The organism is Kitasatospora sp. NBC_01246, from assembly GCF_036226505.1.
Taxonomy (GTDB): domain Bacteria; phylum Actinomycetota; class Actinomycetes; order Streptomycetales; family Streptomycetaceae; genus Kitasatospora.
Genome location: NZ_CP108484.1, coordinates 6,854,872 through 6,881,391 on the forward strand (window position 1 = coordinate 6,854,872; position 26,520 = coordinate 6,881,391).

The 26,520-nt window shown below is 75.3% G+C and carries 24 protein-coding genes; 6 read left to right on the top strand and 18 right to left on the bottom strand.

Features of this window, described 5'->3' with window-relative positions:
* The first annotated feature begins 56 nt into the window (after positions 1–56).
* Positions 57–1,244, top strand: coding sequence for a cytochrome P450 (locus OG618_RS29060; protein WP_329490521.1), 1,188 nt, complete (start codon positions 57–59; stop codon positions 1,242–1,244).
* 70 nt (positions 1,245–1,314) lie between these two features.
* Here OG618_RS29060 and OG618_RS29065 read toward each other — a convergent pair whose 3' ends face one another.
* The 10 genes from OG618_RS29065 to OG618_RS29110 all read right to left on the bottom strand — a co-directional run bounded on the left by OG618_RS29065 (position 1,315) and on the right by OG618_RS29110 (position 13,648).
* Positions 1,315–2,115 carry an inositol monophosphatase family protein gene (locus tag OG618_RS29065; RefSeq protein ID WP_329492330.1) on the bottom strand — a complete coding sequence of 267 codons (801 nt, stop codon included), beginning with the start codon at positions 2,113–2,115 and terminating at the stop codon, positions 1,315–1,317.
* Positions 2,116–2,256: 141 nt separating this feature from the next.
* Positions 2,257–3,477, bottom strand: coding sequence for a type III PLP-dependent enzyme (locus tag OG618_RS29070; protein WP_329490522.1), 1,221 nt, complete (start codon positions 3,475–3,477; stop codon positions 2,257–2,259).
* Between the two features lie 77 nt (positions 3,478–3,554).
* Complete coding sequence (locus tag OG618_RS29075) at positions 3,555–5,285, bottom strand: IucA/IucC family protein (protein WP_329490523.1); 1,731 nt, start codon at positions 5,283–5,285, stop codon at positions 3,555–3,557.
* The gene (locus tag OG618_RS29080; protein WP_329490524.1) at positions 5,282–6,535 is read right to left on the bottom strand and encodes an MFS transporter; all 1,254 of its coding nucleotides are present in this window, start codon (positions 6,533–6,535) and stop codon (positions 5,282–5,284) included. The genes OG618_RS29075 and OG618_RS29080 overlap by 4 nt, the downstream gene beginning before the upstream one ends.
* Positions 6,532–8,337 carry an IucA/IucC family protein gene (locus OG618_RS29085; protein ID WP_442906878.1) on the bottom strand — a complete coding sequence of 602 codons (1,806 nt, stop codon included), beginning with the start codon at positions 8,335–8,337 and terminating at the stop codon, positions 6,532–6,534. The genes OG618_RS29080 and OG618_RS29085 overlap by 4 nt, the downstream gene beginning before the upstream one ends.
* Positions 8,334–9,548: an ATP-grasp domain-containing protein gene (locus OG618_RS29090; protein ID WP_329490525.1), complete on the bottom strand. Its 1,215-nt coding sequence runs from the start codon at positions 9,546–9,548 to the stop codon at positions 8,334–8,336. Before OG618_RS29090 ends, OG618_RS29085 begins: the two co-directional genes overlap by 4 nt.
* Positions 9,549–9,664: 116 nt before the next feature.
* Positions 9,665–10,669 carry an ABC transporter substrate-binding protein gene (locus tag OG618_RS29095; protein WP_329490526.1) on the bottom strand — a complete coding sequence of 335 codons (1,005 nt, stop codon included), beginning with the start codon at positions 10,667–10,669 and terminating at the stop codon, positions 9,665–9,667.
* A 125-nt stretch (positions 10,670–10,794) separates the two neighbouring features.
* A complete protein-coding gene (locus OG618_RS29100; protein ID WP_329490527.1) occupies positions 10,795–11,640 on the bottom strand; it encodes an ABC transporter ATP-binding protein in 846 nt (281 codons plus the stop codon).
* Positions 11,637–12,689, bottom strand: coding sequence for a FecCD family ABC transporter permease (locus tag OG618_RS29105; protein WP_329490529.1), 1,053 nt, complete (start codon positions 12,687–12,689; stop codon positions 11,637–11,639). The genes OG618_RS29100 and OG618_RS29105 overlap by 4 nt, the downstream gene beginning before the upstream one ends.
* Positions 12,686–13,648: a FecCD family ABC transporter permease gene (locus OG618_RS29110; RefSeq protein ID WP_329492333.1), complete on the bottom strand. Its 963-nt coding sequence runs from the start codon at positions 13,646–13,648 to the stop codon at positions 12,686–12,688. The genes OG618_RS29105 and OG618_RS29110 overlap by 4 nt, the downstream gene beginning before the upstream one ends.
* A gap of 231 nt (positions 13,649–13,879) precedes the next feature.
* Here OG618_RS29110 and OG618_RS29115 point away from each other — a divergent pair, with 231 nt between their 5' ends.
* Positions 13,880–14,665 (top strand): (2Fe-2S)-binding protein, encoded by a 786-nt coding sequence (locus OG618_RS29115; protein WP_329490530.1) that lies wholly within the window; start codon positions 13,880–13,882, stop codon positions 14,663–14,665.
* A gap of 59 nt (positions 14,666–14,724) precedes the next feature.
* A complete protein-coding gene (locus tag OG618_RS29120) occupies positions 14,725–15,126 on the top strand; it encodes a VOC family protein (RefSeq protein ID WP_329490531.1) in 402 nt (133 codons plus the stop codon).
* 135 nt (positions 15,127–15,261) lie between these two features.
* On the opposite strand, the gene OG618_RS29125 is transcribed toward OG618_RS29120, so the two are convergent.
* The 7 genes from OG618_RS29125 to OG618_RS29155 all read right to left on the bottom strand — a co-directional run bounded on the left by OG618_RS29125 (position 15,262) and on the right by OG618_RS29155 (position 21,700).
* On the bottom strand, positions 15,262–15,759 hold the full coding sequence (locus OG618_RS29125; protein WP_329490532.1) for a hypothetical protein: 498 nt from the start codon (positions 15,757–15,759) through the stop codon (positions 15,262–15,264).
* The gene (locus OG618_RS29130; RefSeq protein WP_329490533.1) at positions 15,756–16,145 is read right to left on the bottom strand and encodes a hypothetical protein; all 390 of its coding nucleotides are present in this window, start codon (positions 16,143–16,145) and stop codon (positions 15,756–15,758) included. The genes OG618_RS29125 and OG618_RS29130 overlap by 4 nt, the downstream gene beginning before the upstream one ends.
* A complete protein-coding gene (locus OG618_RS29135) occupies positions 16,142–17,701 on the bottom strand; it encodes a hypothetical protein (RefSeq protein WP_329490534.1) in 1,560 nt (519 codons plus the stop codon). The genes OG618_RS29130 and OG618_RS29135 overlap by 4 nt, the downstream gene beginning before the upstream one ends.
* On the bottom strand, positions 17,698–18,036 hold the full coding sequence (locus OG618_RS29140; RefSeq protein ID WP_329490535.1) for a type VII secretion target: 339 nt from the start codon (positions 18,034–18,036) through the stop codon (positions 17,698–17,700). The genes OG618_RS29135 and OG618_RS29140 overlap by 4 nt, the downstream gene beginning before the upstream one ends.
* Positions 18,037–18,149: 113 nt before the next feature.
* Positions 18,150–19,520, bottom strand: coding sequence for an MFS transporter (locus tag OG618_RS29145; protein ID WP_329490536.1), 1,371 nt, complete (start codon positions 19,518–19,520; stop codon positions 18,150–18,152).
* A gap of 280 nt (positions 19,521–19,800) precedes the next feature.
* Complete coding sequence (locus OG618_RS29150; RefSeq protein WP_329490537.1) at positions 19,801–20,763, bottom strand: ABC transporter substrate-binding protein; 963 nt, start codon at positions 20,761–20,763, stop codon at positions 19,801–19,803.
* 61 nt (positions 20,764–20,824) lie between these two features.
* Positions 20,825–21,700, bottom strand: coding sequence for a MerR family transcriptional regulator (locus tag OG618_RS29155; protein WP_442906879.1), 876 nt, complete (start codon positions 21,698–21,700; stop codon positions 20,825–20,827).
* A 189-nt stretch (positions 21,701–21,889) separates the two neighbouring features.
* On the opposite strand from OG618_RS29155, the gene OG618_RS29160 reads away from it, so the two are divergent.
* The 3 genes from OG618_RS29160 to OG618_RS29170 are packed head-to-tail and all read left to right on the top strand — an operon-like array spanning position 21,890 to position 25,358.
* Positions 21,890–23,524, top strand: a complete 1,635-nt coding sequence (locus OG618_RS29160; protein ID WP_329490539.1) for a flavin-containing monooxygenase — start codon at positions 21,890–21,892, stop codon at positions 23,522–23,524.
* Positions 23,521–24,468 (top strand): alpha/beta fold hydrolase, encoded by a 948-nt coding sequence (locus OG618_RS29165; protein ID WP_329490540.1) that lies wholly within the window; start codon positions 23,521–23,523, stop codon positions 24,466–24,468. Before OG618_RS29160 ends, OG618_RS29165 begins: the two co-directional genes overlap by 4 nt.
* Positions 24,465–25,358, top strand: coding sequence for an SDR family oxidoreductase (locus tag OG618_RS29170; protein WP_329490541.1), 894 nt, complete (start codon positions 24,465–24,467; stop codon positions 25,356–25,358). Before OG618_RS29165 ends, OG618_RS29170 begins: the two co-directional genes overlap by 4 nt.
* A 53-nt stretch (positions 25,359–25,411) precedes the next feature.
* Here the strand turns inward: OG618_RS29170 and OG618_RS29175 are convergent, their stop codons facing one another.
* Positions 25,412–26,515, bottom strand: a complete 1,104-nt coding sequence (locus OG618_RS29175; RefSeq protein WP_329490542.1) for a serine hydrolase domain-containing protein — start codon at positions 26,513–26,515, stop codon at positions 25,412–25,414.
* Positions 26,516–26,520 lie beyond the last annotated feature (5 nt).

Sequence of the window (26,520 nt, forward strand, 5' to 3'; positions counted from 1 at the left end):
CCCGCCCTCGTGGGGCCGCCCCCCGTACCCGCTGCCCGATCCCAGGGAGTACCCCCATGACCGACCTCACCTTCCCGCTCTCCCGCCGGGGCGACGTCCTGCCCGAGGAGGCGAACCGGCTGCGCGCCGAGCAGCCCGTCGCCCCGGTCCGCACCATGACCGGCGACCCGGCCTGGCTGGTCAGCAGCTACCCGCTGGCCAAGCAGGTGCTGGAGGACGAGCGCTTCAGCCTCAAGGCCACCGCCAACCCCGGCGTCCCCCGCCAGTACGCGCTGACCATCCCGCCCGAGGTGGTCGACAACATGGGCAAGATCAACGGCGCCGGCCTGCGCAACGCCGTCATGAAGGCCCTCTCGCCGCGCGCGGACAAGGAGCTGGACGGCTGGCTGCAGGCCGAGGCGCACCGGTTGATCGACGCCCTGGTCGGCCAGGGCGCCCCGGCCGACCTGCGGGACGGCTTCGCCGAGCCCTACTCCGCCGCCCTGCACTGCCGGCTGCTCGGCCTGCCCGTCGAGGACTGGCGGCGGCTGATGGCGGGCATCGACGTCGCCTTCCTCACCAGCCCGGTGCCGTTCGAGGGCTCCGCGCCCAACTGGTACAAGGACCTCGGCTACGTGCGGGAGCGGCTCGCGGCGGAGCCGGCGCCCACCGAGGGCCTGCTGGGCCGGTTCGCCGAACTGCGGCGCTCGCCGGACGCCGCGGACCGGGTCGGCGACGAGCTGCTGGCCACCGTCGCGCTCTCGCTGTTCGGCGCGGGCGCCGTCTCCACCTCCTCGTTCCTGCTGCACGCCGTCATCTACCTGGCCCGGCAGCCCGAGCTGGCCGAGCGGCTGCGCCGGGAGCCCGCGCTGATCGGCCGGGCGGTGGACGAGCTGCTGCGGGTCAACCTGTCGATCGGCGACGCGCTGCCCCGGATCGCGCTGGCGGACGTCCGGGTCGGTGAGGTGCTGGTGAAGGCAGGGGAGCTGGTGCTGGTCCTGGTCGAGGGGGCGAACTACGACCCGGCCGTCTTCCCGGACCCGGAGCGGATCGACTTCGACCGGGTCGACAACCCGCACCTGGCCTTCGGCGCGGGCCGGCACTTCTGCCCCGCCTCGGCACTCGGCCGCACGCACGCCGAGATCGCGATCACGGCGCTGGTCGAGCGCCTGCCGGGCCTGCGGCTGGCCCTGCCGGTCGAGCAGCTGGCGTGGCGGCCCGGTTTCATCAAGCGCCTGCCGGAGCGGCTCCCGGTGCTCTGGTAGCCGGTGCCAGCCGGGCCGGCGGTGCGGCCAGGCGGCCGTGCGGCCCGCAGGCCCGGCCAGCTCCTGGCCCCTACCGGCCGAACAGGACGGCGCGGGCGCGCTCCCAGCACTCCGGGTCGGCGGCGACCAGCAGGCCCTCCTCGCCGCCCGGGGCCTCCGGCCGGTAGGGCTTGCCGTCGAGCCGGGCGGAGACCCCGCCGGCCTCGGTGACCAGCAGCGAACCGGGCGCGTGGTCCCACGGCAGGGTGCGCCAGTAGAGGATGAAGTCCAGCGCGCCGTCGACGAGGTCCGGGTACTCGATCCCGGCCGCGTTGCGGCCCGGGGTGATCTCGCCGAAGCCGGCCGCGGCGTTCGCCTCCAGCGTCCGGCGCAGCTCCGGCTCCAGGAAGCGGCTCTTCAGCGAGCCGCGCCACTCGGTCGGCGGGCCGGCCGCAAGGGGCCTGGTCAGCCGCTCGCCGTTGCACCAGGCGCCGGAGCCGAGCTCGGCGGTGTAACAGGTGGCGGTGGCCGGCTGCCAGATCCAGGAGGCGACGGTCTGCCCGGACCGGACCAGCGAGGCCATCACGGCGTAGTCGGGGCGGCCGGCGATGAAGTTCGAGGTGCCGTCGACCGGGTCGACCAGCCAGGCGGCGGGCTCCGTGTGGAGGGCCAGCGCGAGCGACGGATCGGCGGACACGGCCTCCTCGCCGACCACCGGGACGGGCAGCAGCTCGCGCAGTCGCCGTTCGATGATCACCTCGGCCTCGCGGTCGGCGATCGTCACGACCTCGCCGGGGGCCTTCTCCATGACCTCGCCGGCTGCCAGCGCGCGGAACCGCGGCTCCACCACCTCGGCGCACGCCTCGGCGAGAATCTCCGCCACCCTGTCCATCAGCACGTTGCGCGCTCCCTTCGCTGGCTACCACTTTCGCACGTCAGTGCGGTGTTGACCTTCGCCAGCCCCCGGAGCGCCCGTCGCGGGCGCCGGGCGGCGGGCCGGGGGACGCGCTCCCGGTCCGCCGCCCGGCCGCCGTCAGCCGTCCTCGCCCAGGTAGTGGAAGCCCGGGCGGGGGTGCATCAGGAACTCGTGGTGCGAGATGTTCCACGCGTAGGCGCCGGCCATCGCGAAGAGCACCCGGTCCGCGGTCCGCAGGCCCCGCGCCGCCGGGGCGGCGTGCGCGAGGACGTCCTTCGGGGTGCAGAGCTGCCCGGCCAGGGTGGCCCGGCCGGTGGTGACGGCCGGGCGCGGCCACGGGTGCGGCCAGGCGTCGACCGGCAGCACGGCGAACGGCTGGTCGTGCCCCCGGGTGGCCGGGGTGCGCAGGTGGTGGGTGCCGCCGCGGACCACCGCGAAGTCCTCGCCGTGGCTCTGCTTCACGTCCAGCACCTCGGTGGCGTACCAGCCGCAGTACGCGGTCAGCGCGCGGCCCGGCTCGATCCGCAGGGTCGGCCCCGGGTGGCGCTCCAGCAGCTTCGCCAGGCCCTCGCCGAAGGCCGTCCAGTCGAAGCGGGCCCGGGGGTCCGCGTAGTCGACGGCCATGCCGCCGCCCACGTTGACCTCCGCCAGCGCGAAGCCGTGCCGCCGGGCCGTGCGGGCCGACCACTCGACGATCTGCCCGGCGACGGCGAGCTGCTCCGCCGCCGCCAGCCCGCTCGCCAGGTGGGCGTGCACGCCGCGCAGCCTCAGCCGGGGGAGCAGCGGGCCGAAGGGCCCGAGCGGGTCGGTCAGCAGCCGGGCGCAGGCCTCGGCGCGGTCCGGGTCCAGCCCGAACGGGGTCGGGCGGCCGCCCATCGCGAGCGCCACCGTGTCCAGCGCGCCCGCGCCCACCGGCAGGTTGACCCGCAGCAGGACGTCCACCGCGGCGTCCGGCCGGTCGGTCAGGGCGGCGGCGAGCCGGTACAGCTCCTGCTCGCTCTCGACGTGCCAGCGGTGCACCCCGGCGTCCAGGGCGGCCACGATCTCGGCGGGCGTCTTGCCCGGTCCGCCGAAGGCCAGCGGCGCGTCCGGGACGGCCTGCCGCACGTGGGCCAGCTCGCCGCCGCTGGAGACCTCGTAGCCGTCGACGGCGGCCCGCAGCGCGGCCAGCACGGGCGCCTCCGGGTTGGCCTTGGCGGCGTAGTACAGCTCGACGCGGGCGGGCAGCGCGGCCCGGACGGCGGCGGCGTGCGCACGCAGCGCCGCCAGGTCGTAGACGTAGGCGGGCAGCGCCTCCGGGGCGAGCGCGGCGACGTGCCGGCGGACGGCGTCGGTCATCGGTGACTCCAGGTGGGGACGGCGGCGGCGGGCGGGCCTGCGCCGCACCCGGTCGGCGGTCGGGCGGCGGGCGGGGCTCACCGGCTGCTCCAGGCCGGCGTGCGGGCGGCCGGCAGGCGCAGCCGCGCGGCCTCCGCCAGGACGGAGCCGGCCAGCGGCGAGGGCAGCCGGACGTAGCCCGCCTCGCGGTCGGGCCGGCGCTCCCAGCGGGTGAGCAGATTCGCCTTGGCGGGCAGCGGCACCCCGGCCAGCAGGGCACGCAGCCGGGGCGGGCGGCCGTGCGCGTCGGCGTACTCCTGCAGGGTGTCCCGGACGGCCTCCCACAGGGCGCCCTCCGCCTCCGGGTGGCGGTCGGCGAGCGCGGCCAGCAGCTCGGCGACGTGGTTGACCAGCAGGCAGTAGACCACCCGGTCCCAGCCGCGCTCGGCGTCGTAGGCCATCGGGCCGGCCACCTCCGGCGGCAGCGCGGCGAGCAGCGCGGCGTTGCGGTCGGGGACGAGCTTGGTGCCCTCCAGGTCGCGGAAGAGCACCTGGGCGGGCCGCCCGGCGGCGTCGACGCCGATCAGCACGTTCTGCAGGTGCGGTTCCAGCACCACGCCGTGGTCGAAGTAGGCGGCGAGCACCGGCGGGACGAGCAGCCGCAGGTAGTCCGTCCACCAGGCGAGCGCCTCGCCGGCCTCGGCGTCCTCGCCGAGCAGCCGCGAGATGTGCGCGGAGCTGGTCGGGTGCTCGTCGGCGACGGCGGCGGCCAGCAGCGGGGTGACGCCGGGCCGCAGCACCCCGGCGAAGCCCTCGCGGACGATCAGGCCGAAGCCCTCGTACAGGGTGCGGTCGGGGAGGCCGTCCGCGCCCGGCAGGGCCAGCGTGCGGAAGGCCGGTTCGCGCAGCATCGCGGCATTCGGGTACCGCTCGGCGAGGTCGCCCAGCGCGGGGGCCAACAGCCGGGTCAGCGCGACGGCGCCGGTCAGCTCGTACGCCGCGTTCTTGCGCAGGCAGTTGGTGATCCGCACGTTGAGGCTGAACTTCAGGAACGCGCCCGCGCCGTGCAGCGTGCGCACCGAGGCGGTCGCGGCGAAGGGCTCACCGCCGGGCCCGAGGTCCACGACGTCCCCGCGCTCCAGGGCGCCGCGCAGCAGCGGGTGGTCGGCGAGGAGTTCGTACTGCCAGGGGTGGACGGGCAGCAGCCGGTAGCCGACCGGGGCCCGGCCCAGGCCGTCCAGCAGCGCCGTCGCCGAGGCGTCCAGCGAGGACTCCGCGATCAGCTCCCGCCGCACGGCGAGGTGCCGCAGCCGGAACGCGGCGCGCGACTCGGGGGCGTAGGCGCGCCAGTCGCCGCGCTCGGCCGAGCGGGACTTGGGCGCGGGGTGGAAGCGGTGGCCGAACAGCAGGGCCTGCTCGGACTCCAGGTAGCGGTCCGGGCCCGGGGCCGGCCGGTTCTCCAGCCCGGCACGTACGCCCGCGTGACTGGACGTCAGCTGGTCGAGGAACTCCTCGTTCACCGTGCCGGTGCGCAGCTCCAGCTCGTCCTGGACGTGTCCGGCGAGCTCCCGCCAGGCCAACGGGACCCAGCCCGCGGCCCGTTCCTCCTCGACCGGGCCGGTGAAGCGGTGCGCGCCGAGCAGCGAGGTGCGGCGCAGCGCGACCCGGAGCAGGACGCCCCGGCGGGGCAGGCGCAGCAGCAGCCGACCGTCGGTGACCGCGGTCTGGTGTTCCGGTCCCGAGACTTCCCGCAGCAGGCAGTTGAGCAGGGTGTGGGCGACCGCGTCGTCGGGGGTGGGCAGTTCGTGGTCGGTCAGGTCGTGTGTCATCGGCGACTACTCCAGCGGATGCGGGTCGGGAAGACGAGTGTGGCGGCCGCGGTGGCGGCCAGCAGTGCGGCGGCGGTGCCGACCAGCACGGGGGCGGCGGCGCCGAAGCGGCCGTTGGCCAGCGCGGCGACGGCGCCGGCGGCCACCGCGCCGCCCTTGGAGACGAATTCGAGGGTGCCGAACATCCGCCCCGGTGCCCGGCCGCGGGCGGCCTCGGCGGCCAGCACGGAGAGGCAGACCAGGCCGAGGGTGAGCCCGGCCCCGAGCAGCAGCCGGACGGCGACGAACGCCACCAGCGAGTGCGCGGCGGCGTGCCCGGCGAGGCCGAGCGCGACGAAGCCGAAGCCCAGCGCGATGCCGGCGTGCGGGCGGGCGAGGAAGGCGGTGTGCGTACGGGCGGCGAACGCCAGGTAGCACAGGTGCGGCAGGGCGAACAGGATGCCGGTCGTCGTGCCCGAGACCCCGGGCAGCCGCTCCTGCGCCAGGGATATCAGATAGGGGAACGAGATGATGGTGGCGAAGACGAACACGAACTCGAAGGTGTAGAGCAGGCCGATCGGGGCGGGTCGGGCGGTCGCGGCGCTGGGGGCCCGGTCGCTGCCGGGGCCGCTGCCGGTGTCAGTGGCCGGGCCGCCGCCCCGGGCGGCCGGGTCGGGCTCCGGCAGGAGCGACAGGAACAGGGCCGCGGTCAGCGGCAGGACGGCCATCAGCAGGTACTGCCGGTGCGGGTCGATCCACGGGGAGAGCGCGCCGACCAGGATCGGCGCGGCGACCAGCGCGGCCCGGGCGCTGCCCTGCATCAGGGTCAGCGCGAGGGAGAGCTTCGAGCCGTCCAGGGCGGCCGCCAGGTAGCCGTTGGTGGCGGCGAAGGTGCCGCCGAGGAAGCCCTGGAGGACGAGCGCGAGCGTGAACGCGGGCAGGCTGTCGGCGGCTCCGGCCAGCAGGAACGAGACGGTGAGGCCGAGTTGGGCGCGCAGCAGCAGCCGTTTGCGGCCGAACCGGTCGGCGAGCCGGCCCCAGAGCGGGGCACCGAGGGCGCTGAACACGGTCGGGACGATGTAGAGCACGCCCGCCCAGCGTCCCTGCGGGTCGCCGAGGGCCGGGAGGATGGCCGTCAGGTAGGGCGGCAGGCCGAGGGCGGCGAAGGAGGCGACGAAGTAGCAGGCGGCCACCGCGTGCACCTGGCGCCGGCCGAGCCCCTCGGGGCGGGCGGTGCTGCCGGGGTGCTGTGGCAGGGTGTCGACGCTCATCGGGTGGCCCCGGCGCCGCCCGCCGGTGCTGCCGCGACGGCGTCCGGACGGAGGTAGTTGGGCCCGTCGGTGTAGTGCTTGTTGATGTCGGCGGCGCCCGAGCGCTGCTTGGTGAGCAGGGTCCCGGCGGTCACCATCGCCTTGACCGGCAGTCGCTCGGCGTCCAGCAGGGCGGCGCGCAGCGGTGCGCCGGCCGGCCCGATCCGTTCGGTGGCCTCCGCCAGCCGTCTGCGCAACAGGTCGAGCAGGTCGCCCAGTTCGGCGCGGCCGTGGGCGGCGAGGCCGAACGCCAGGGAGCCGGCGCAGAGGTGGCCGGTGATGGTGGCGAAGAGGTCGGTCAGCGGTCGGTCGCCGTCGCCGAAGATCCGGGCGTCGTCGAACTCCGCCCGGCCGGGGCCGTGTTCGCCCAGCGTGGCGGCGAGCCGGCCGGTGTGGATCCGCGGCCCGTCGTCGTCCTTGTAGAGCAGCCGCAGGCCGCCGTCCTCGTCGAACACCACCGAGGTGTTCTGCTGGTGGGACTCCAGCGCGATGCCGTAGCCGAAGAGCGTGGCCTGCCAGTCGAGCAGCAGGTCCAGCAGGGTGTCGTAGAGGGCGACCGGGTCGCCGCCGTGGAAGCGGTCGGCCAGGTGGTCGATCACCAGGCGTCCGCCGGGGGCGGGGGCCAGCAGGGCGGCCAGCGGGACGGTCACGGCGCGGTCCAGGCCGGCGTCGGCGGGGTAGCGGCGGAGCAGGACGGCGAGCAGTTCGTGGCCGGCGTGGGCCCAGCTCTGCTCGTCGGCGTGCAGGATCCGGTCGGCGAAGCGGGGTTCGCGGGCCAGCACGGCCTCGATCAGCCGCTGCCCGGCGGCGCCGTCGACCAGCGTCCCCGGCTTGATGGTGCGGCGGTTGAGCCGGCCCAGGGTGGCGGTGGCGAGAGGGAGTTTGAGGTGGTGGCCGGGGTCGTCGGCGACGGCCACGGTACGCATGGAGAGGGTGGGCACGACGGTCAGGTAGGGCCGGTCGGCGAGGACCGCGCGGCCGTCGAGGCCGGCCGCCCGCAGTGCCCCGGCGAGCGGCTCGCCCACCGTGAGCGGGTGCACGGGCAGGGTGGTCCAGGCGTCGTCACCGCCCGCCAGGTCGAGGCCGAGCCAGCTCGGGGTGGGCCACCAGCTGGGCAGCGGCCGGTCGCCGTGCACGGTGAGGGCACCGGCCGGGACGGCGAGCCAGCGCAGTTCGAAGGCCGGGTGGAACTCCGGTGCGTAGGCGCGCAGCTCGGGCTCGGTGAGACCGGAGCGGCCGCGGGCGGTGGGGTAGACCGGGTGGTCGAGGTGGGCGGCCAGGGCGTCGTGCCCCAGGGCGGCGGCGGGGCCGCTCCAGCGGGCCGGGTCCGCGCCGTAGAGGTCGGTGAGGGTGCTGTGCACCTCGGCCCGGGTGCGCTCGTGCAGCTCCATGGTGGCGAGGGTCTGCCGGCACTCCTCGGTGAACGCCGCCCAGCCGGGCCGGTCCGCCGCCTCGGCGAGGCCGGTCAGGGCCGCCAGGACGGCTTCCAGCCCGGTCAGCGGGGTGCCGTCCAGCTCCAGTAGCGGGAGCCGGGCCGCGTACTCGCTCTGGAAGCCCTCGGCGACCACCGGCAGGGCGAGGCCGGCCGGGGCCAGCAGCAGCCAGCGGCCGTCCGCGCGGTCCTGCGGAGTGCTGCGGGTCCGCAGCCCGAGCACGTCCTCGCGCAGCAGCGCGGAGAGTACCCGCAGCGCCAACTGCTCGGCGGCGGTGGGGGCGCCGGGCCCGGCGTCGCGCGGCGGGGCGGGGCGGGTGGCGGCGCTCACGGGGTGATCTCCCAGCGGTTGGCCGCGACGAAGCGGGCGACGGCGGCGTCCACGGCCTGCTGGTCGGTGCCGACGGCCCAGATCACGCCGAGGTAGTCCCGGTTGGTGTGGTGGAGCTCGTGGCGCTCACCGAGCGGGCGGACCGGCTGGTAGCTGAGCCGGACGCCGTCGCGCTCCTCGTGGTGCGGGCCGGGCGCGGCGGTGAGGGTGCCGGCCCGGTCCGCGCAGACCGCCTCGTTGCGGGCCCGCTTCGCGGTGGCCGCGCAGTGCTCCGTGAGGCCTTCGGGCAGCTCACGGCCGAGGTGCGCGGCGAGGATGTGCTCGAACAGCGGGATGTCGAGGATCTCGGCGAGCATCAGGTCGCACTGGTCGCCGATGGCACGGTAGTTGACCTCGATGATGCGCGCCCGGCCGTCCGGCTGCACGACGAACTCGGTGTGGCAGGCGCCGAGTCCGACGCCGACGGCGTCCAGCTGCGCGAGGATCTGCTCGACCACCGGCCGCGGGTGGTCGGGGACGAACTCCAGCATCTCCTCGATGAAGTGCGGGGGAGCGGAGAGTCTGGTCCGCAGCCCGCCGAGGACGTGCCGCCGCTTCCCGTCGCCGAGCGTCTCCAGGGTGCACAACTGCCCGTCCAGGAACTCCTCGACGACCAGCGCCGCGCCGGGCCGCCGCCGCTGGATCTCGGCGCAGCGCAGCTCCAGCTCCGCGCGGTCGCCGACCAGCGAGACGTCCTCGCTGGCGACGCCCTCGCGCGGTTTCACCACGACCGGGAAGGGGACGTCGAACTCCCGCAGCGCGGAGGGGTCCTGGCCGGGGTCGAGCTCGAAGGAGCGGACGGCGTCCAGGCCGGCGGCGGTCAGGTGGCGGCGCAGCTCGCCCTTGTTCTTGGCCCGCAGGGCCGCCTTCCAGTCCTTGGCCGGCAGCCCGAAGTACTCGGCGGCCAGGGCGGTCTGGGTCTGCAGGTGGTCGCTGTTGCTGAACACCGCGTCGGGGGCCTCCCGCCGGGAGATCAGCCCGATCACCTCGCGGAAGTCCCGGACGTCGCACTCCACCACCTCCGGCGCGGACGCCAGCGCGGCGTAGGCGTCCCGGTGCGGCTCGGCGTGGTCGGTGAGCACCGTGACGTCGAGCCCCAGCCGTGCGGCGGCCGGGAGGAAGCCCTGGGTGACCGAGTCGGTGGGGTTGAGGGCGAGCAGGTAGAGCCGCATGTCGGGTCTCTCCGTGACGGGGGCGAGGGGCGAGGGGCGAGGGCTGGGGCCGGCCGGGCGGGTGGCCACGCGGGGCGGGGCGGTGGGCCCCCGCCCCGCGCACCCGGGGCGGGCGGCTACTTGGGCGCGTCGACGCCGGCGGCCTTGGCGATGTCACCGAGCATGGCCTCGGCGGCCTGGACGCCGATGCCGGACATCCAGGTCTCGTCCGGCACGTTGAACACCTTGGCGTTCTTGACGGCGTTCAGGCCCTGCCAGACCGGCGTGCCCTGGACCTCGCTCTGCTTGGTCTTGGTCGGGTCGTCGGCGACGGTGACGAAGACCAGGTCGGCGTCGGCCTGGTTGATCTGCTCGGCGCTCACCTCGATGATGTTCTGGTCCACGTCCTGGGCGGCCGGGCGGCTCAGGCCGACGTCCTTGAGCACCACGCCGCTGTAGGAGGCCTTGGCGTAGAGGCGGGTCGGGCCGGCCACGAAGCGGACCACCGAGGCGGTCGGCTCGGTGCCGCCGTTCTTGGCCTTGATCGCCTCGCCGAGCCTGGCCGCGCGGGCCTCGTAGTCGGTCAGCGCCTTCTTGGCCTCGGCCTCCTTGCCGAGGGCCTGGGCGTAGAGGGCGAGGTTCTCCTTCCAGGGGAAGCCGGTGGTCTCGGCGAGCACGGTCGGCGCGATGGCGTTGAGCTTGTCGTAGACCTTGGCGTGCCGGACCTTCGAGGAGAGGATCAGGTCGGGCTTGAGGGAGGCGATCAGCTCCAGGTTCGGCTCGGCCATCGGGCCGACGTCCTTGGTGTCCTTGATCTTGTCCTTGAGGTAGTTCGGGAAGCCGCCCTCGGTCTTCATGTGCGGGGACACCGCGCCGACCGGGGTGATGCCGAGCAGGGTGACGTCGTCCAGCTCGCCGCTGTCCAGCACCACGACGCGCTTGGGCCGGGCCTTGATCTCGGCCGTCCCGGCGGCGTGCGTGACGCTGCGCGGGAAGCCCACCGCGGCGGGGGCGGAGGCGGCGTCCCCGGCGGGCTCGGCGCTGTCGCCGCCGGTGCTGCCGCAGGCGGCGAGCAGCGTGGTGGAGAGCGCGGCGGCGAGGAGCGCGGCGGGGACTCTGCGGGCGCGGGCGGAGCGGGTCATGACGGGTCCTTGTCTCTGGTGCGGGGGCGGGGGTGCCGGAAGGCTGCGGGCAGCGGACGGCTGGGCGGGTCGGGGGCGGCGGGGCCCACGGGTGAGCGGGGCCGGCCGCGGGGTGGTCGGGCGGGTCAGCGGGCGGCGGCCCGCCCGGTCCGGGCCCGCGGGACGACCAGCGGGGTGCCGGTCTCCGGGTCGGGCACGACCTGGCACGGCACCTGGAAGACGGCCTCCACCAGGTCGGCGGTCAGCACCTCGGCGGGCGGTCCGGCGGCGGCCAGCCGGCCGTCCTTGAGGACGACCAGGTGGTCCGCGTAGCGGGCGGCCTGCCCGAGGTCGTGCAGCACCATGACGACGGTGCGGCCGGCCTCGGCGTGCAGGTCGGCGACCAGGTCGAGGACGTCCAGCTGGTGCCGGAGGTCCAGGAAGGTGGTGGGCTCGTCGAGCAGCAGCAGGTCGGTGTCCTGGGCGAGCGCGAGCGCGATCCAGGCGCGCTGGCGCTGGCCGCCGGAGAGCCGGTCCACCTGCTGGTCGCGCAGGTCGGTGGTGCCGGTGCGGGCCAGCGCGTCCTCGACGGCGGCCTGGTCGGCCTTGGACCAGGGGGTGAGCAGCCGCTGGTGCGGGAAGCGGCCGAGCCGGACCAGCGCCTCGACGGTGATCGCCTCGGGGGTGACGGGCTGCTGCGGGAGCAGGCCCATCCGCTTGGCGAGCGCCCGGGCGGACATCCGGTGGATGTCCGAGCCGTCCAGGGTGACGGTGCCGGCGGCCGGGCCGAGCAGCCGGACCAGGCCGCGCAGCAGGGTCGACTTGCCGCAGGCGTTCGGGCCCACGATCGCGGTGACGGCGCCGCCGGGCAGCTCCAGGTCGAGGCCGTCGACGATCACCCGGTTGCCGTAGCGCAGGTGCAGGCCGTGGGCGGCGAGGCGGTTGCCCGCCGGGTCGGGGGCCGTGAAGGGGGTCGCCACGTCGGGGGTCATCGGTCGCTCCTCTGGGGAAGCCGGCCCTGGCGGATCATCAGCGCCAGGAGCCAGGGCGCGCCGAGGGTGGCGGTGACGGCACCGACCGGCAGGCCGTGGACGGGGATCACATGGAGCACCAGGAGGTCGGCGGAGAGCAGCAGCACGGCGCCGGCGAGCGCGGTGAGGCCGAGCGTGCCGAGGGTGGGCGGTCCGGCCAGCAGGCGGACCAGGTGCGGGACGGCGAGCGCCACGAAGGCGACCGGTCCGGTGAGCGCGGCGGCCAGCGAGGCCAGCGCGATGGAGAGCAGCAGCAGGACGAGCCGGTCGCGGTTCGGGTTCAGGCCGAGGCCGCCGGCCGAGTCGTCGCCGAGGTCGAGCACGGCGACCCGTCGCTGGCTGAGCACCACGGCGACGACGGTGAGCGCGATGGCGGTGCCGCCGATCCAGACCTCGGTCCAGTCCCGTCCGTAGAGCGAGCCGGTGGTCCACTGCATCGCCGAGGAGGCCAGCTCGGCGGGGAACCGGACGATCATCAGGTTCACCGCCGCGGCCAGGCCCTGCTGGACCGCCAGGCCGACCAGCACCAGCCGGGTGACGGCCATCCGCGACCGCCAGGCGAAGCCGCCGAGCAGCAGGGCGGCGAGCAGCCCGCCGCCGAGCGCGGCGAGCGGGATCAGCTCCTGCGAGGCGCCGGTGGCGAGCATCAGCACCGCGCCGAACGACGCGCCGCCGGTGACGCCGATGGTGTCGGGAGAGGCCAGGGGGTTGCGGAAGAGCCGTTGCAGCATCGAGCCGGCCACCGCGAGCGCGGCTCCCGCGATCAGGGCGGAGACCACCCGGGGTGCCCGGAACTCCTGCACCACCAGCACGTTCCCGGCGTCGCCGAGCCCGACCAGGGCGCGCAGCGCCTCCCAGACCGACATCTCGACCTGGCCGGTGCCGAGCGCGATCCCGGTCAGCAGGACCAGCAGGGCGGCGGCGAGCAGCGACCAGGCGGCGGTGTGGGCCCGGCGACGGGCCGCCGTGCCGACAGCGGTGGCGGGCACCGCCGGGGTCAGGACGCTCATCGGGCCACCTTCCGGGCCAGCACCGCGAGCAGCGGCGCGCCGAGGAAGGCCGTCACGATGCCGACCTCGATCTCGGACGGCCGGGCTACCAGCCGGCCCAGCACGTCGGCCGCGAGCAGCAGCAGCGGACCGGTGATCAGGCAGCCCGGCAGCAGCCAGCGGTGGTCGTTTCCGAGCAGCGGCCGGACCAGGTGCGGCGCCGCCAGCCCGACGAAGGCGATCGGTCCGGCGACGGCGACGGCGCTGCCGGCCAGCAGGACGACGGTCAGACCGCCGAGCACCCGGATCCTGGCCACCGGCACGCCGAGCGCCTGGGCGCTCTCGTCGCCGAGGGCGAGCGCGTTGAGCGAGGGCGCCACGGCGAACGCGCCGACCAGCCCGAGCGCCAGGAACGGCAGCAGGGGCGTCAGGGTGTCCAGGTGGCGCCCGGCGATGGAGCCGGCCAGCCAGAACCGCGCCTCGTCCAGCGTGCGGTGACTGGCCAGCATCAGTGCCGAGGTCCAGGAGGTGAGCACCACGGTGAGCACGGTGCCGCCGAGGGCCAGCCGGACGGGGTCGAGGTCGCCGCCCCGGCGGGACATCGCGTAGGCGGCCACCGCGGCGACGGCCGCGCCGGCGAAGGCGAACCAGAGGTACTCGACCGGCCGGGTGAGGCCGAGGGCGTAGATCGCGGCGACCACGGCGAAGCCCGCGCCCGCGTTGATCCCCAGCGTGACGGGTGAGGCGAGCGGGTTGCGGGTGACGCCCTGGGCGACCGCGCCGGCGGCGCCGAGCGCCGCCCCGATCGTCAGCCCGATCACCGTCCGGGGGACCCGAAGGCCCGTCACCACGTCGGCGTCGCCGCCGTGCCCGGCGCCGGTCAGAGCGTCGATCACGGTGGAGAGCGGGATGGAGCGGGAGCCGAGAGCGAGGCTCAGCGCGGCGCACAGCACGAGCGCGCAGACGCCGGCGGCCAGCAGGAGCGGCCGCCGTAGCGTCGGGTGTCGGGGGACCGCCGAGGCCGTGGCGGCCGGCGGGTCGGTTCTCAGCACAGGGCGAGATCTTAGGTTAGGCAATCCTTATCTCGTCAAGTCCTGGCGACTTGGTACGGACCAGGCCGAGTTCGACCCCCATGGCGTGCGTACCGCGTATAAGGTGAGGCTCACCTTAGCCGATCTCGGGGAGTGCCGATGATCTTGGGGGCCACACCCGTGCCCGCCACCCCATGCGTCCCTTGTCCTCTCTACGCGGACTACCGGCGGCTGCTGGACCTCGCCCCGGCCCTGCGGGTCGACGTGCTCGGCGCGGGCGAGGCCGCGCCCACACGTGCTCAGGGCTGGTACTCCGCCGTCGAACTGGCGGCGGATCCGACCGCGCTGGCCGACGCGCTGGCCGGCGAGGAGTCCCGGATCGCCGCCGAGCACGGCAAGGCCCCGCGCCCCCACGTCACCGCCTCCCGGCTGCTGCACCACTACCTCTGGTCGGTCTGCGTCCTGATCGCCGGCCCCTGGCACCTCGCCCGCCGGGTCCCCGTCATCGACGGCGCGGACCTCTGGATGCACGCCCCCACGGGTGACTTCGCACTCCGTCCACGCGCCCACAGCACGCTCGCGGGCGACGACGAACTGCGCGCCGAACTGCGCGCCTCCGTCGTCACCCACGTCGAGCCGCTGCTCACCGCCTTCTCGGGCGCCACCCGGCGCGGCACCCGCGCCCTGTGGGGCATGGTGACGGACGATCTGGCCTCCGCCGTCTGGTACCTCGGCCGGATGCTCGGCGAGGAGTCCGCCGCCGTCGCGGCCGCCGGAGCGGTGCTGCCCGGCGGCACCCAGCCGCTGCTCGGCGCCGCCGACTTCCGCCTCCTGCGCGGCGAGGACGGGCGCGGCCACCCGACCCGCACCCGGCTCGGCTGCTGCCTCTACTACGCGATCCGGCCGGACTCCGCCTGTATCACCTGCCCACGGACGCCGGACGAGGAGCGGCTGCGGCGGCTCTGAGGCGGGCGCCCCCGGCCCCCGGGCTGAGGGGATGTCAGGTGCCCGGATAGGCTCGCCCGATGATCGATTCGACGATGCGGGTGCGGGTCGCCCGCCCCTCCCGGGACCTCGCCGCCGCCGAGCGGTTCTACGTCGACGGCCTGGGGCTCGACGTCCTCTGGCGCACCACCGAGCGGGTGTCCGGCGAGCACGACCTGATCATGGTCGGCCCGGCCGGCGGCAGCTGGCACTTCGAGCTCACCCGCGACCCGGAGCACCCGCTGGAGCCGACGCCGACCGTGGACGACCTCTTCGTCGTCTACCTGGGCGCGCCGGTCGACGAGGCCGCCGTGGCCAGGCTGGAGGCCGCCGGCGGCACCCGGGTAGCCGCGCACAACCCGTACTGGGACGAGTACGGCGTGACCGTCGCGGACCCGGACGGGTACCGGCTGGTGCTCTGCAGCCGGACCTGGGGTGCCTGACCCCGCCTGCCGGGTCCGGGCGTCGCCGCCGGGGTGGGAAGTCGGCCCGGCCGACTTCCCACCCCATGAGCGCCGTTGCTCCCGACTCGCCCCGGCCTCGGCGGCCCGGCCGGTCTCCCCGGGCCCCGGCGGCGGTCAGCCGACGGTGACCCGGACGTCCTTGACCGCCAGCACCTTGCAGGAGGCGGCGTCGCCCGGCTCGCGGCAGGTGGCGCGGTCGACGTAGTGCCAGGTGAGCGTGGTGCTGCCGGCGGCGGTCGCGGTCCAGGTCTGGCGGACGGTGTGGCCGCAGCCCGCGGAGTCGGGCGGGCAGCTGCTCAACTTGGCGTCCGCGTCCCGGTGCAGGACGGCCCGGTCGCCCTCGCCGGTCAGCTGCCAGCCGTGCGGCAGCGGGGCGGAGGTCAGGCTGACGCCGACCGAGCGGCCGACGGCCAGGTGGACGTCGGCCGGTTCGAAGGCCGGCTTGCCGCCGGCCACGGCCTCGGCCTCCAGGTCGGCGGGCAGGGCGAGGACGGTGTCCGGCCGCTCGTCCGACGACGGCCCGCCGGAGGACGAACAGCCGGCCACCGGCGCCAGGGCCAGCAGGGCGGCGGCCGCGAGGGCGAGCGGGCGGCGCGGGGATCGGGCGGTCACCGGGCGTCCGCCTCCCGGGCGTTGCGCCGCAGCTCGATCAGCGCCGCGACCTCCGCCAGCCAGCGCGCGAACAGGTGCTCGCGCCCGAGGTCGGCGCCGCTCGCGGCGGCGGCCTGCAGCCACTCGCGGACGACGGTCCGGCCCGGCTCGCCGATGACCGGCTCGGGCAGCGCGAGGGCCGCCGCGAAGCCGCCGGCGCGGACGTGCTGGGCCAGGAAGCCCAGCGGGTACGCGCCGATGCCCGCCGCCTCGGCGCGGTGGGCGGCCGCGATGGCGGCCTCGGTGAACAGGGCCTGGCGCGGGCCACCGGTGAGCAGCAGGCCCCGGGTGATGGCGGCGGCGACGTCGAGGTCCGCCAGTTCGGCGTCGGGGCGGACGTTCGTCATTTCGGCAGCTCCAGCGCGGTCGACTTGTTGAGGGGGTGTTCACCGGGGGTCAGTCCGCCGAGCTGGCTGTTGACGAACTGCTCCTCGGTCACCCAGGAGGTGAAGCCCCAGGGGTTGTAGACCTGCAGCTTGTCACCGTCCCGCCCGATGATCATCATCTGGTGACCCGAGTCGTCGTTCCGCACGGTGATCGGGACGGGCAGGCCCTCGTCGACGGACTTCTCGATCCGCGCCAGCGCCGCCCGCCGGTCCTCGTCGCTCTCCAGCTCGACGTGCTCGTAGTCGGCGCCGGTGGCCTTGCCGAGGTCCTTGTCGGCCAGGTAGGTCTGGGCCTTCGGCCCGAGCCCGCTGTCCACCTGCGGGTAGACCTTCTTGTTCCCGTCGACCCGCTGGCCGTCCTTGTACTCGTTGAGGTACGTGTCCTGCAGCCGCTTCTCGAAGTTCTCCGGGGAGTCGGCGCCGGGAGCGTCCGGGGTGCCGCCGGTGGTCAGCTGGAACATCATCAGCGGGTCCAGCTTGGCCTGGGCGATCACGGTGGAGGCCGCCACGCAGTCGCTGACGTTGCGCTGCGAATAGAGGCCGTAGCCGTCGATGTTGACGTTCTGGCCGCCGTAGGTGACGTCGAGGTTGTCCGAGGACTCCCGGCCGGTGTCGCCGGTGCTGGTGGCCGGCACGAGGTGCTTGGCGAGCCAGGCCGGGTCGTCGCCGTGCGGGTGGATCTGGGCGTCGAACCGCTGGATGTCGGACACCGAGTGCCCGGCCGCCAGCGCCTTCCAGAGGTAGGCCGCCTCCTCGGGGGACTTCGCGCCGGACAGCAGCGCGCGGAACGCCGCCTGGTCGGCGCCGGTCATCACACCGAGGGTCTGGTTGGCCCGGTCGAGCTGGTTGGGCGTGAGGATGTAGCCGCCGTCCTCGCCCGCGCCGGGGTTCTTCTCGGTGGCCAGGACCACCGCGGCCAGCGGGTCGATCGAGCCCATCCCGGCGCGCGAGGCGCGCGCCGCGGAGGCCAGCTGGTTCAGCTTGCTGGCGGTGCTGGTGCCGGTGCTCTCCACCCGCCGGGCCGCCGCGAGCCGGGCGTCGACGCCGGCCAGCGCGGTCGCCATCGCGTCCTGGTCGAAGCCGCCCGGGTCCTGGCGGGCCCGCTCCCCGGCGGACCGCAGCTGTTCGCGGCCCTGGGTGTCGGTCTTCTTCGCCCAGTCCAGCTCGCTCGCCCAGGTGTCCAGCAGGACGGCGGCCTGGGCGAGGGTCTGCTGGGAGGTGGTGGTCTCCTCCGACATCGCGTGGATCGCCTGCGTCGCGTGCTCGGCCACCGAGCCGCTCCAGACCGCGGGCAGCTGGTTGGTGGCGATCCCGGAGAGGTCCTGCGAGGCCTGGCCGAAGGAGGCCGCCGCCTGTCCGTAGTCCTTGGCGCGGGCCTGCACGGCGCTCACGTCGCCGACCGGCTCCGGCACGGCCAGCGCCTGGTCGATCCCCTCCAGCAGGTGGAGGTTGGCGAACATGAAGTTCACCTTCTCGATGGTGTGCCGCGCCTTCTCCAGATCCTTGACCTTGCTCACCGGCCGCCGCCCGCCGGCACCAGCGAGGCCGTGATGGCCTTCTCCGCGTTGCGGTAGTTGGCCGTGGTGGTCGACATCTTCTGGGACAGCTCGTCCAGCGCGCGCTGGGTGACGGTGATCTCCTTCGACCAGGCGCTGTCGAAGGAGGACCACGCGCTGTCCATGCCGAACTCGCCGAAGGCGGTGGCCGCGTAGCAGACCGAGCCCGCGTAGGCGGTCTTGGCCGCGGCGATGTCCGTCGCCGTCTTGTTCAGTTGGTCCGTGACGCCGCTCAGACCGGCCACGCTGACGCCGTATCCGTCCCCGCCGCCGCCCGGCGCTGCTCCGTCGCTCATGCTTCCCCGTTCCCCCGTCTTCCGGTCCGTCGGTCCACCTGCCACCGGTGCCCGCGCGACGGTACGGCGCGGACACCGGGGAGAGAGCCTAACCTGTGGTGGGGGATAGGGTATTACGCCCGGGAGGGCCGGATCGGCTCCTCGCTTCCTTCACGGCCGGCCCGCAACGGCCGCACATTCGGGGCGTTCTGTGCGGTCTTCACCCCACGGACCGGGACCGGCTCGACCGCCGGGTCCAGGGTGTCCGTCTTCACCGGTACCGGTGCCGGCAGTGGTACCGGCAGCGCCGAACGGCGCGGGTAGCGGCGGTCGGTGGCCGTCGCGGCGGCGAGCAGCAGGGCGGCCGCCGCGGCGACGACGGTGATCCGGAAGGGCGCTTCGGGCGCGAGGTGGTCGGCCGCCCAGCCGCCGAGGAACGTCCCCGCCGACTGGGCCAGGATGATCGCGCTGACCAGCGCCGCCATCGCCTCGCCGAGCCGCGCCGTCGGCACGGTCCGCTCCACCAGGCCGAACATGGTGATCATCTGAGGTGCGACGGCCATGCCCAGGCACCCGACGGCTCCGGCCAGGGCGAGTACGCCGCCACCGGAGAAGAGCAGCAGGACGGAGGTGGCGAACAGCAGGACCGTCCCGGCCCGCAACCGGGCCGCCAGCTCCCAACGGGCCGGCAGCGCGGCGGTGGCGATGCCCGCGAAGGCACTGGTGAATCCCATGAAGCCGTAGATCAACCCAGCCGCACCGGGCCGGCCCAGCGCGTCCGTGGTGGCGGTGACCCCGACCTGCACCGAGCCGAAGCAGGCGCCCAGCAGCGCCATCCCGGCGAGCAGCAGCACGTACGGAGGGCTCATCAGGGGCTCGGCGGAGCGCCGCCGGGCGTCCGGCCCGGTACCGGGCGGCGCGGTCGGGTGCAGCGCGAACAGGGTGGCGCCGACGCCGACCAGCGCCGCCGCGGTGAGCAGCCCGGCGGCCGGGGAGACCAGGGTGGCGAGCAGACCGACCAGGGCCGGCCCGGTGGTGAAGCTGACCTCGTCCACGATGCCGTCCAGCGAGAGCATCGAGGACGTCAACTCCGCGTCCCCGCCCGCCAGCCGGACCCAGCGGCTGCGTGACAGCGGCCCGACCAGCGGGACCGAGAGGCCGATCAGCGCGGCCGGCGCGATCTGTGCGGCGAGCGGCAGACCGCCCTCGGACGCGGCCACCAGGGCGAGCACCGCGACCGTGTTGACGAGCGCGGTGACCAGGCCGACGGTGCGCTGCCCGCGCCGGTCCGCGAGCCGGCCGACCAGCGGCCCGCCGACCGCCTGACCGAGGGCCAGCGCCCCGGCCACCACCGAGCCGCGCCAGACGCTGCCGGTGTTCCGGGTGACCAGCAGCAGGGTGCCGATCGGGCACATCGCGTTCGGCAACCGGCCGAGCAGCGACCAGAGCAGCACCCCACCACCCGTCAGCTGCGCCGCCGAACGGAACCTCGTGACCACGGACATCGTGCTGCACCCCCACGCGGAGCCGGGGTGGGCGCCCGCCTCCCACCACCGGCCCGAGCCGGTACCGGCGGCCCGCGGGTGAGCTCCGACCGTACGACCTGGATGATCACCCGGGTAACCGTACGATCACCCAGTGCAGTCGATTCGGAGCGTTCGGTCACCTTGGAGGACCGCCCAAGGGCGGCCGGAGGTCGCCCGGAGCGGCGCGACCCGCCCGGTTCGGTGCGCCGGGTCCGAGGGCGGTCCGGGGGTGGCCGGACCGTGGTGCGGCCGGACCGGCTCAGCCGACCAGCGCGGCGCGGATCCGGTCCAGGATCTGCCCCGCGCCCGTGTAGCCGATGCCGAGCATCCAGAGGCCGTCGTCCACCTGGTAGACCCGCCCGGCGCGTACCGCGTCCAGGTTCTTCCAGAGCGAGCCGTCGACGATCCTCGCCCGGTCCGACTTGGCCGCGTCGCCGTACACCGAGTAGAAGATGACGTCGGCGGCCGCCTGGTCGACCTGCTCGGGGCTGATCTCGATCGAGAAGCCGGGCTTGTCCTGGTTGGCCGGGCGGCCCAGGCCGAGGTCCTTGAAGAGCGAGCCGACGAAGGTGTCGTTGAGGTAGAGCCGGGTGGGCGCGCCGGCCAGGAAGCGGGCCATCTCCACCCGGGTGGCCGCGACGCTCGCCGGGCCGCCGAGGGCGGTGACCAGCTCGGTCACCTTGGCCCGGTACGCCGCCTCGGCCGCCTCGGCCTCGGCCCGGCGGCCGAGCGCCTCGGCGTGCAGCCGGGCGTTCTCCTTCCAGGCGGGCCCGGTGGTCTCGGTCAGGACGGTCGGCGCGATCCTCGACAGTTCGTCGTACCGCTTGTCGTCGCGGACCTGGTTGCTCAGGATGAGGTCCGGTCTGAGCGCCGCGATGCTCTCCAGGCTGGGCTGGCCGATGGTGCCGACGGCCTTCGTCCCGGCCAGCCGGTCCGCCGGCAGGTAGCCGGAGAACGGCGTGCCCTCGGCGGTGGTGGTGGCGCCGACCGGGGTGAGGCCGAGGGTGACGACGGAGTCCAGGGCGTCGGTGTCCAGGACGACCACCCGGGCGGCGCGCTGCGGCACGGTGCTCTCGCCGCGCGCGTGCCGCACGACCCGGGTGGCGGCCGCCGTGGCCCCGGAGCCGCCGCCGGTCGAGCCGCCGCCGCCCGAGCCGCAGGCGGCGAGTGCGAGCCCGGAGGCGAGGGTGAGCACGGTGCGGCGGGTGAGCGCGGGGAGCATCGAGCGACTCCGATCCGGAAGGCGGCGCGGCGCCCGGATCCCTGCCCGCGGGAGGGTGCGGCTACGCCTGCGCGCAGGGCGTGCCGGGGTCGCCCCGGCCGTCCGCGTCCCGCCGCTCGTCCGCTCCGCCGTCCCGCCGGTCGTCCGTACCGCCGTCCTCCCGCTGCTCCCGGCGCTGGCGCAGCAGCCCGTCGTACTCGGCGTGCACCCGCCGGTCCATGGCCAGGGCGAACTGGGCGTCCGTGACCGTCCGGGCCAGTGGCCGCACCCGGAGGATCTGCTCGGTGAGGCGGGCCGCCTCACCGGGGGGCAGCGGGGTGTCGGCGGCGAGCGGGCCCAGGAGCTGGTCGCGGGCCAGCGCGGTGAAGATCTCGGCGATCGCGTCCACGTGCTCCTGGGCGCGGCGGCTGGCCTCCAGCACGACCGCGAGCGGCACGCCTTCGGCGACCAGGGCCGTGGTGGCGTCCATCAGCCGCCGGCTGACGTGGGTGATCCCGTCCTCCTCGACCGAGATGTAGCCCTGGGCGACGGACTCGGCGGTGTTCTCCTCGGTGAGCTGGTCACCGAAGGCGGTCTTCAGCTCGTCCCAGTCGAGGTGGACGGGCGTCTCGTCCGACCAGGGCGCGATGATCGCGGCCTCCAGGCCGATCAGCTCGGCGACGTCCCGGCCGCTCTCCCCGGCGCCGATCAGCTCGGCGATGCCGCCCAGGGTGTGGCCGCGCTCCAGCAGTTCGGCGATCACCCCCAGCCGGTGCAGATGGGCCTCGCCGTACCAGGCGATCCGGCCCTCCTTGCGCGGCGGCTGGAGCAGCTTGCGCTCGCGGTAGAAACGCAGCGTCCGGGTGGTGATGCCGGCCGCCTCGGCCAGCTCCTCCACCCGGTACTCGCGTCGTCCGTCGCCCGCACCCGCTCTGACCTTGTCCACGGCGCTCAGCATAGGACCGGCGATCGCCGAAGTGACGTGGCCGGGCTTCTTCCCCCCGTCGGCGACAGGGGCTACTCTGCCAATCGTGCCAGTGATTGCTGGCATGGTTATCGCGACGGCATGACGGCACGATGGCAGGACGCACGACGGCACGTCGCGGCAGTGCGCACCTCACGGCCCCCACCCTCAGGAGGACGCCGCATGGCATCCAGCACGAAGCGCCCCCGCCCCGACGCGTCCGACCGGGCCCCGCTCGACGCCTCGTCCGGCCCGGCCGACACCGCCCCGGACACCACCCCGGCCCCGGAAGCCACCCCGGCCGCACCCGACGCCCCGCACGTCCGGGTGGCCGTCATCGGCTCCGGCTTCGGCGGCATCGGCGCCGGCGTCCGGCTGCGCCGCGCCGGGATCACCGACTTCGTCATCCTGGAGCGCGCCGACTCGGTCGGCGGCACCTGGCGGGACAACAGCTACCCCGGTTGCGCCTGCGACGTCCCCTCCCACCTGTACTCCTTCTCCTTCGCACCCAACCCCGACTGGCCGCGCAGCTTCTCCGGCCAGCCCGACATCCGCGCCTACCTGGAGAAGGTCACCGACGTCTTCGGCATCCGCCCGCACCTGCGGTTCAACGCCGAGGTCACCGAGGCCCGCTGGGAGGCCGACCGGACCCGCTGGCGGATCACCACCACGGCCGGCCAGTGGACGGCCGACGCCGTGGTCTCCGCCGCCGGGCCGCTCGCCGACCCGCAGATCCCCGACCTGCCGGGCCTGGACTCCTTCACCGGCAAGGTGTTCCACTCCTCCCGCTGGGACCACGACTTCGACCTCGCCGGCAAGCGGGTCGCGATGGTCGGCACCGGAGCCTCCGCCGCCCAGATCATTCCCAACATCCAGCCCGAGGTGGGCCGGCTGACGGTCTTCCAGCGCACCCCGGCCTGGGTCCTGCCGCGCCGCGACCGCGCGATCACCGACGCCGAGAAGTGGCTGCACACCCGGCTGCCCCTCACCGCCAAGCTCCGCCGGGGCACCCTCTTCGCGCTCCGCGAGCTCCAGGTGGACGCGTTCGTCCGCCGGCCCGGCCTGCTGAAGCTCGTCCAGCAGCTCGCCGAGCGGCACATCGCCCAGAGCGTCACCGATCCGGCGCTGCGCGCCAAGCTCACGCCGGACTACCGGATCGGCTGCAAGCGCATCCTGCTCAGCAACACCTACTACCCGGCGCTGGCCGCCGCCAACACCGAGGTGGTCGCCGCCGGCCTGCGCGAGGTGCGCGGCTCGACCCTGGTCGCCTCCGACGGCAGCGAGCACGAGGTGGACGCGATCGTCTTCGGCACCGGCTTCCACGTCACCGACATGCCCATCGGCGCCCGGGTGTTCGGGGCCAACGGCACCAGCCTGGCGGAGGAGTGGAAGGACGGCATGGAGGCGCTGCGCGGCTCCACCGTGCACGGCTTCCCGAACCTGTTCTTCGTGATCGGCCCCAACACCGGCCTCGGCAACAGTTCGATGATCCTGATGATCGAGTCCCAGCTCAACTACCTGGTCGACGCCCTCACCACGCTCGGCTCGGTCGGCGCCACCGCGATGCAGCCGACCGCCCGCGCCCAGCGGCACTGGAACCTCGAACTCCAGCACCGGATGGACCGGACGGTCTGGACCACCGGCGGCTGCCGCAGCTGGTACCTGGACAGCAGCGGCAAGAACACCGTGCTCTGGCCCGGCTCCACCACCTCCTTCCGCCGGGCCACCCGCAAGGTCGACCTCGCCGAGTACGAGCTGATCATGCGGACCGTGCCGGCCGACCGGAGCGCCGGGACGCCCGAGGAGGCGCTGGCATGAGCCCCGCGATCCCCGCCGACTGCGTCCCGCCCGCCCCCGCCGAGGAGTTGGTGATCCGCTCGGCCGACGGGAGCCGGCTGCACGCCGAGATCCACGGGCAGCCCGGCGCCCCGACCGTGGTGCTCGCCCACGGCTGGACCTGCTCGACCGTCTTCTGGGCGCCGGTGATCCACCGGCTCGCCGACCGCTACCGGGTGGTGGCCTACGACCAGCGCGGCCACGGCCGCAGCGAGGTCCCGCCCAGCCGGCTCCGCTACTCCACCCGGGCGCTCGCCGAGGACCTCTCCGCCGTGCTCACCCGGACCGTCCCGGCGGGGGAGCGGGCCGTCCTGGTCGGCCACAGCATGGGCGGTATGACCGTGATGGCCGCCGCCGGCCGCCCCGAGGTCGCCGAGCGGACCGCCGCCGCGGTGCTGGTCTCCACCGGCCCGGCCGACCTGGTGACCGAGCTGCTCGTACTGCCGGAGGCGGTGCGCCCGGCACGGCTGCGGCGCTTCCTGCACCGGCAGGGCCTGCGCTCCCGGCTGCCGCTCGGTCCGGTCGGCCCGGTCAGCCGTGCGGCGCTCAAGTACGTCACCATGGGGGCGGGTTCGCCCGCCGACCGGGTCGAGGCGACGGCCCGGGTGGTGCACGCCTGTCCGACCGCCGTCCGGGCCCGCTGGGCCGGCGTCCTGGACTCGCTCGACGTCCGCGCCGGGCTGGCCCGGCTCACCGTGCCGACCGCCGTCGTGGTCGGCACCGACGACCGGCTGACCCCGCCGGCGCACGCGCACCGCATCGTCGCCGCGCTGCCCGACCCGCAGGGGCTGCTCCTGCTGCCCGGGGCCGGCCACATGGTGCCGATCGAGCGGCCCGCCGAGGTCGCCGCCGAGATCGAGCGGCTCGCGACCGCCCACCTGCCCGCCGTCCACCGTCCTTCCCCCCAGAGGAGCCTGACCGCATGAGTGCCACGTTGCCGCTGTCCGCACAGGTCGTCGTCGTCACGGGTGCCGCGCGCGGGGTCGGCGCCGCCCTGGCCCGCAAGCTCACCCTGCAGGGCGCCAAGGTGGCGCTGCTCGGGCTGGAACCGGCCGAGCTCAAGGAGGTCGCCGCACTCTGCGGCCCGGGCGCCACCGCCTGGGAGGCCGACGTCACCGACATCGACGCGCTCACCGAGACCGCCCGCCGGATCAAGGAGCACTACGGCCGGATCGACGTGGTGGTCGCCAACGCTGGCATCGCCATCGGCGGCCCGCTGCTGGACAGCGACCACCGGGCGTTCAGCCGGGTGATCGAGGTGAACCTGCTCGGCAGCGTGGCCACCGCGCGGGCCTTCCTGCCGGCCCTCGCCGAGAGCCGCGGCTACCTGCTCCAGATCGCCTCGCTCGCCGCGCTCACGCCCGCCCCGCTGATGAGCGCGTACTGCGCCAGCAAGTCCGGCGTCGAGGCCTTCGCCCACTCGATCCGCGCCGAGGTCGCCCATCAGGGCGTCAAGGTCGGTGTCGGCTACCTGAGTTGGACCGACACCGACATGGTCCGCGGCGCCGACCAGGACGCCGTCCTCAAGCAGATGCGCGACCGCCTGCCCTGGCCGGCCAACAAGACGTACCCGCTCGGCCCGGCCGTGGACCGCCTGGTCGCCGGCATCGCCCGCCGCTCCGCCCACGTCTACGCCCAGCCCTGGCTGCGCGGCATGCAGCCGGTCCGCTGGATCCTGCCCTCGCTGATCGCCGCCGTCGGCTCCCGCGACATCGCCCGGCTCGCCCCGCAGCTGGCCGCCACCGCGGCCTCCCGACTCCGCCCGGTCGGCGCCGGCGGCGCCGCGGACAGCGCCGCGCACCCCGAGAAGCCCTGACCGCCGGGCCCGGCCGGCCCCGTCCCGCCGGGCCGGCCGGGCCGGGGCGCCGCTCAGTTCGCCGGCTTCGCGAGCTGTTTCAGAGTGTCGTACGCCGACTGCACGAAGCGCCCGTCGAGCGCCGGACCGGTGTTGGTGAGGGCGGCGACCGCCGTCGCGGTCTGCGGGCAGAAGCCGACGACGACGGTGAACCCGCGGGTGGCGCCGGAGTGGAAGTAGAGATCGCGGCCGTCCGGCGTCCTGCGCAGGTTCCAGACCAGGCCGATCCGGTCGCCCGATCGGGACAGCCGAAGCCGTGGGCGCTGGACGTCGCGCAGCGCGTGCCCCAACTCGCCTTCGTCCGGCGACAGGTGGGCGCGGAGGAAGCGCAGCACATCGGCGCCGCCGGCCCGGACGGCGCCGGCGCCCGGCAGCCCGGGGATGAGCCACGGCGGGATCGGGCGACCGCGCCGGTGACCGGTGGCGCGGTGCGGGGCGTCGGGGGAGCAGGTGGCGGTGCGCAGGCCGAGGGGGCGGCAGAGGCGGTCGGCGAGCAGCTCGGCGTAGCCGGTGCCGCCCGCCTCGGCGAGCAGCCGGCCGAGCAGGCCGACCCCGTAGTTGGAGTACCCGTAGCGCGTACCGGGCGCGTGGCGCACGCTGGTTCGGGCCACGCCGGCGCGCAGCCGTCGGTCGTCGAAGCCCGCGTACGGATTGCGGGCCCAGCTGGGGAGGGCGGTCGCGAGCAGTCCGGGCGGGAGCTTGGGCAGGCCCGAGGTGTGGGTGGCCAGGTGGAGCAGCCGGATCGGGCCGCCGTGCCGGACGTCCGGCGGGCACCAGTCCGCTGGGAGGTGCCGCTGCAGCGGGTCGTCCAGGGCGACTTCGCCCCGTGCGGTCATGACGGCGAGCAGCAGGGCGGTGAACGTCTTGGTGACGGAGCCGAGTTCGTAGACGGTCTCGGGCGTGCAGGGCTCCCCGTCGAGGTCGGTCCGGCCGTGGCAGTGGACGGCGGTCCGGTCCCCGCGGGCCACGGCCAGCGTCACGGCGGTGGCGTACGGCGCGGCGGCCCGGACGAGGGCGGGGACCTGGTCCGCACCCGGGCCGCTGAAGCCGTGCAGGCCGCCCTCCCCCGCCCGGCGGGCGGCGGAGGGCGGGCCGGTCATCGTGTCCGGGTCGGTCATCGCGT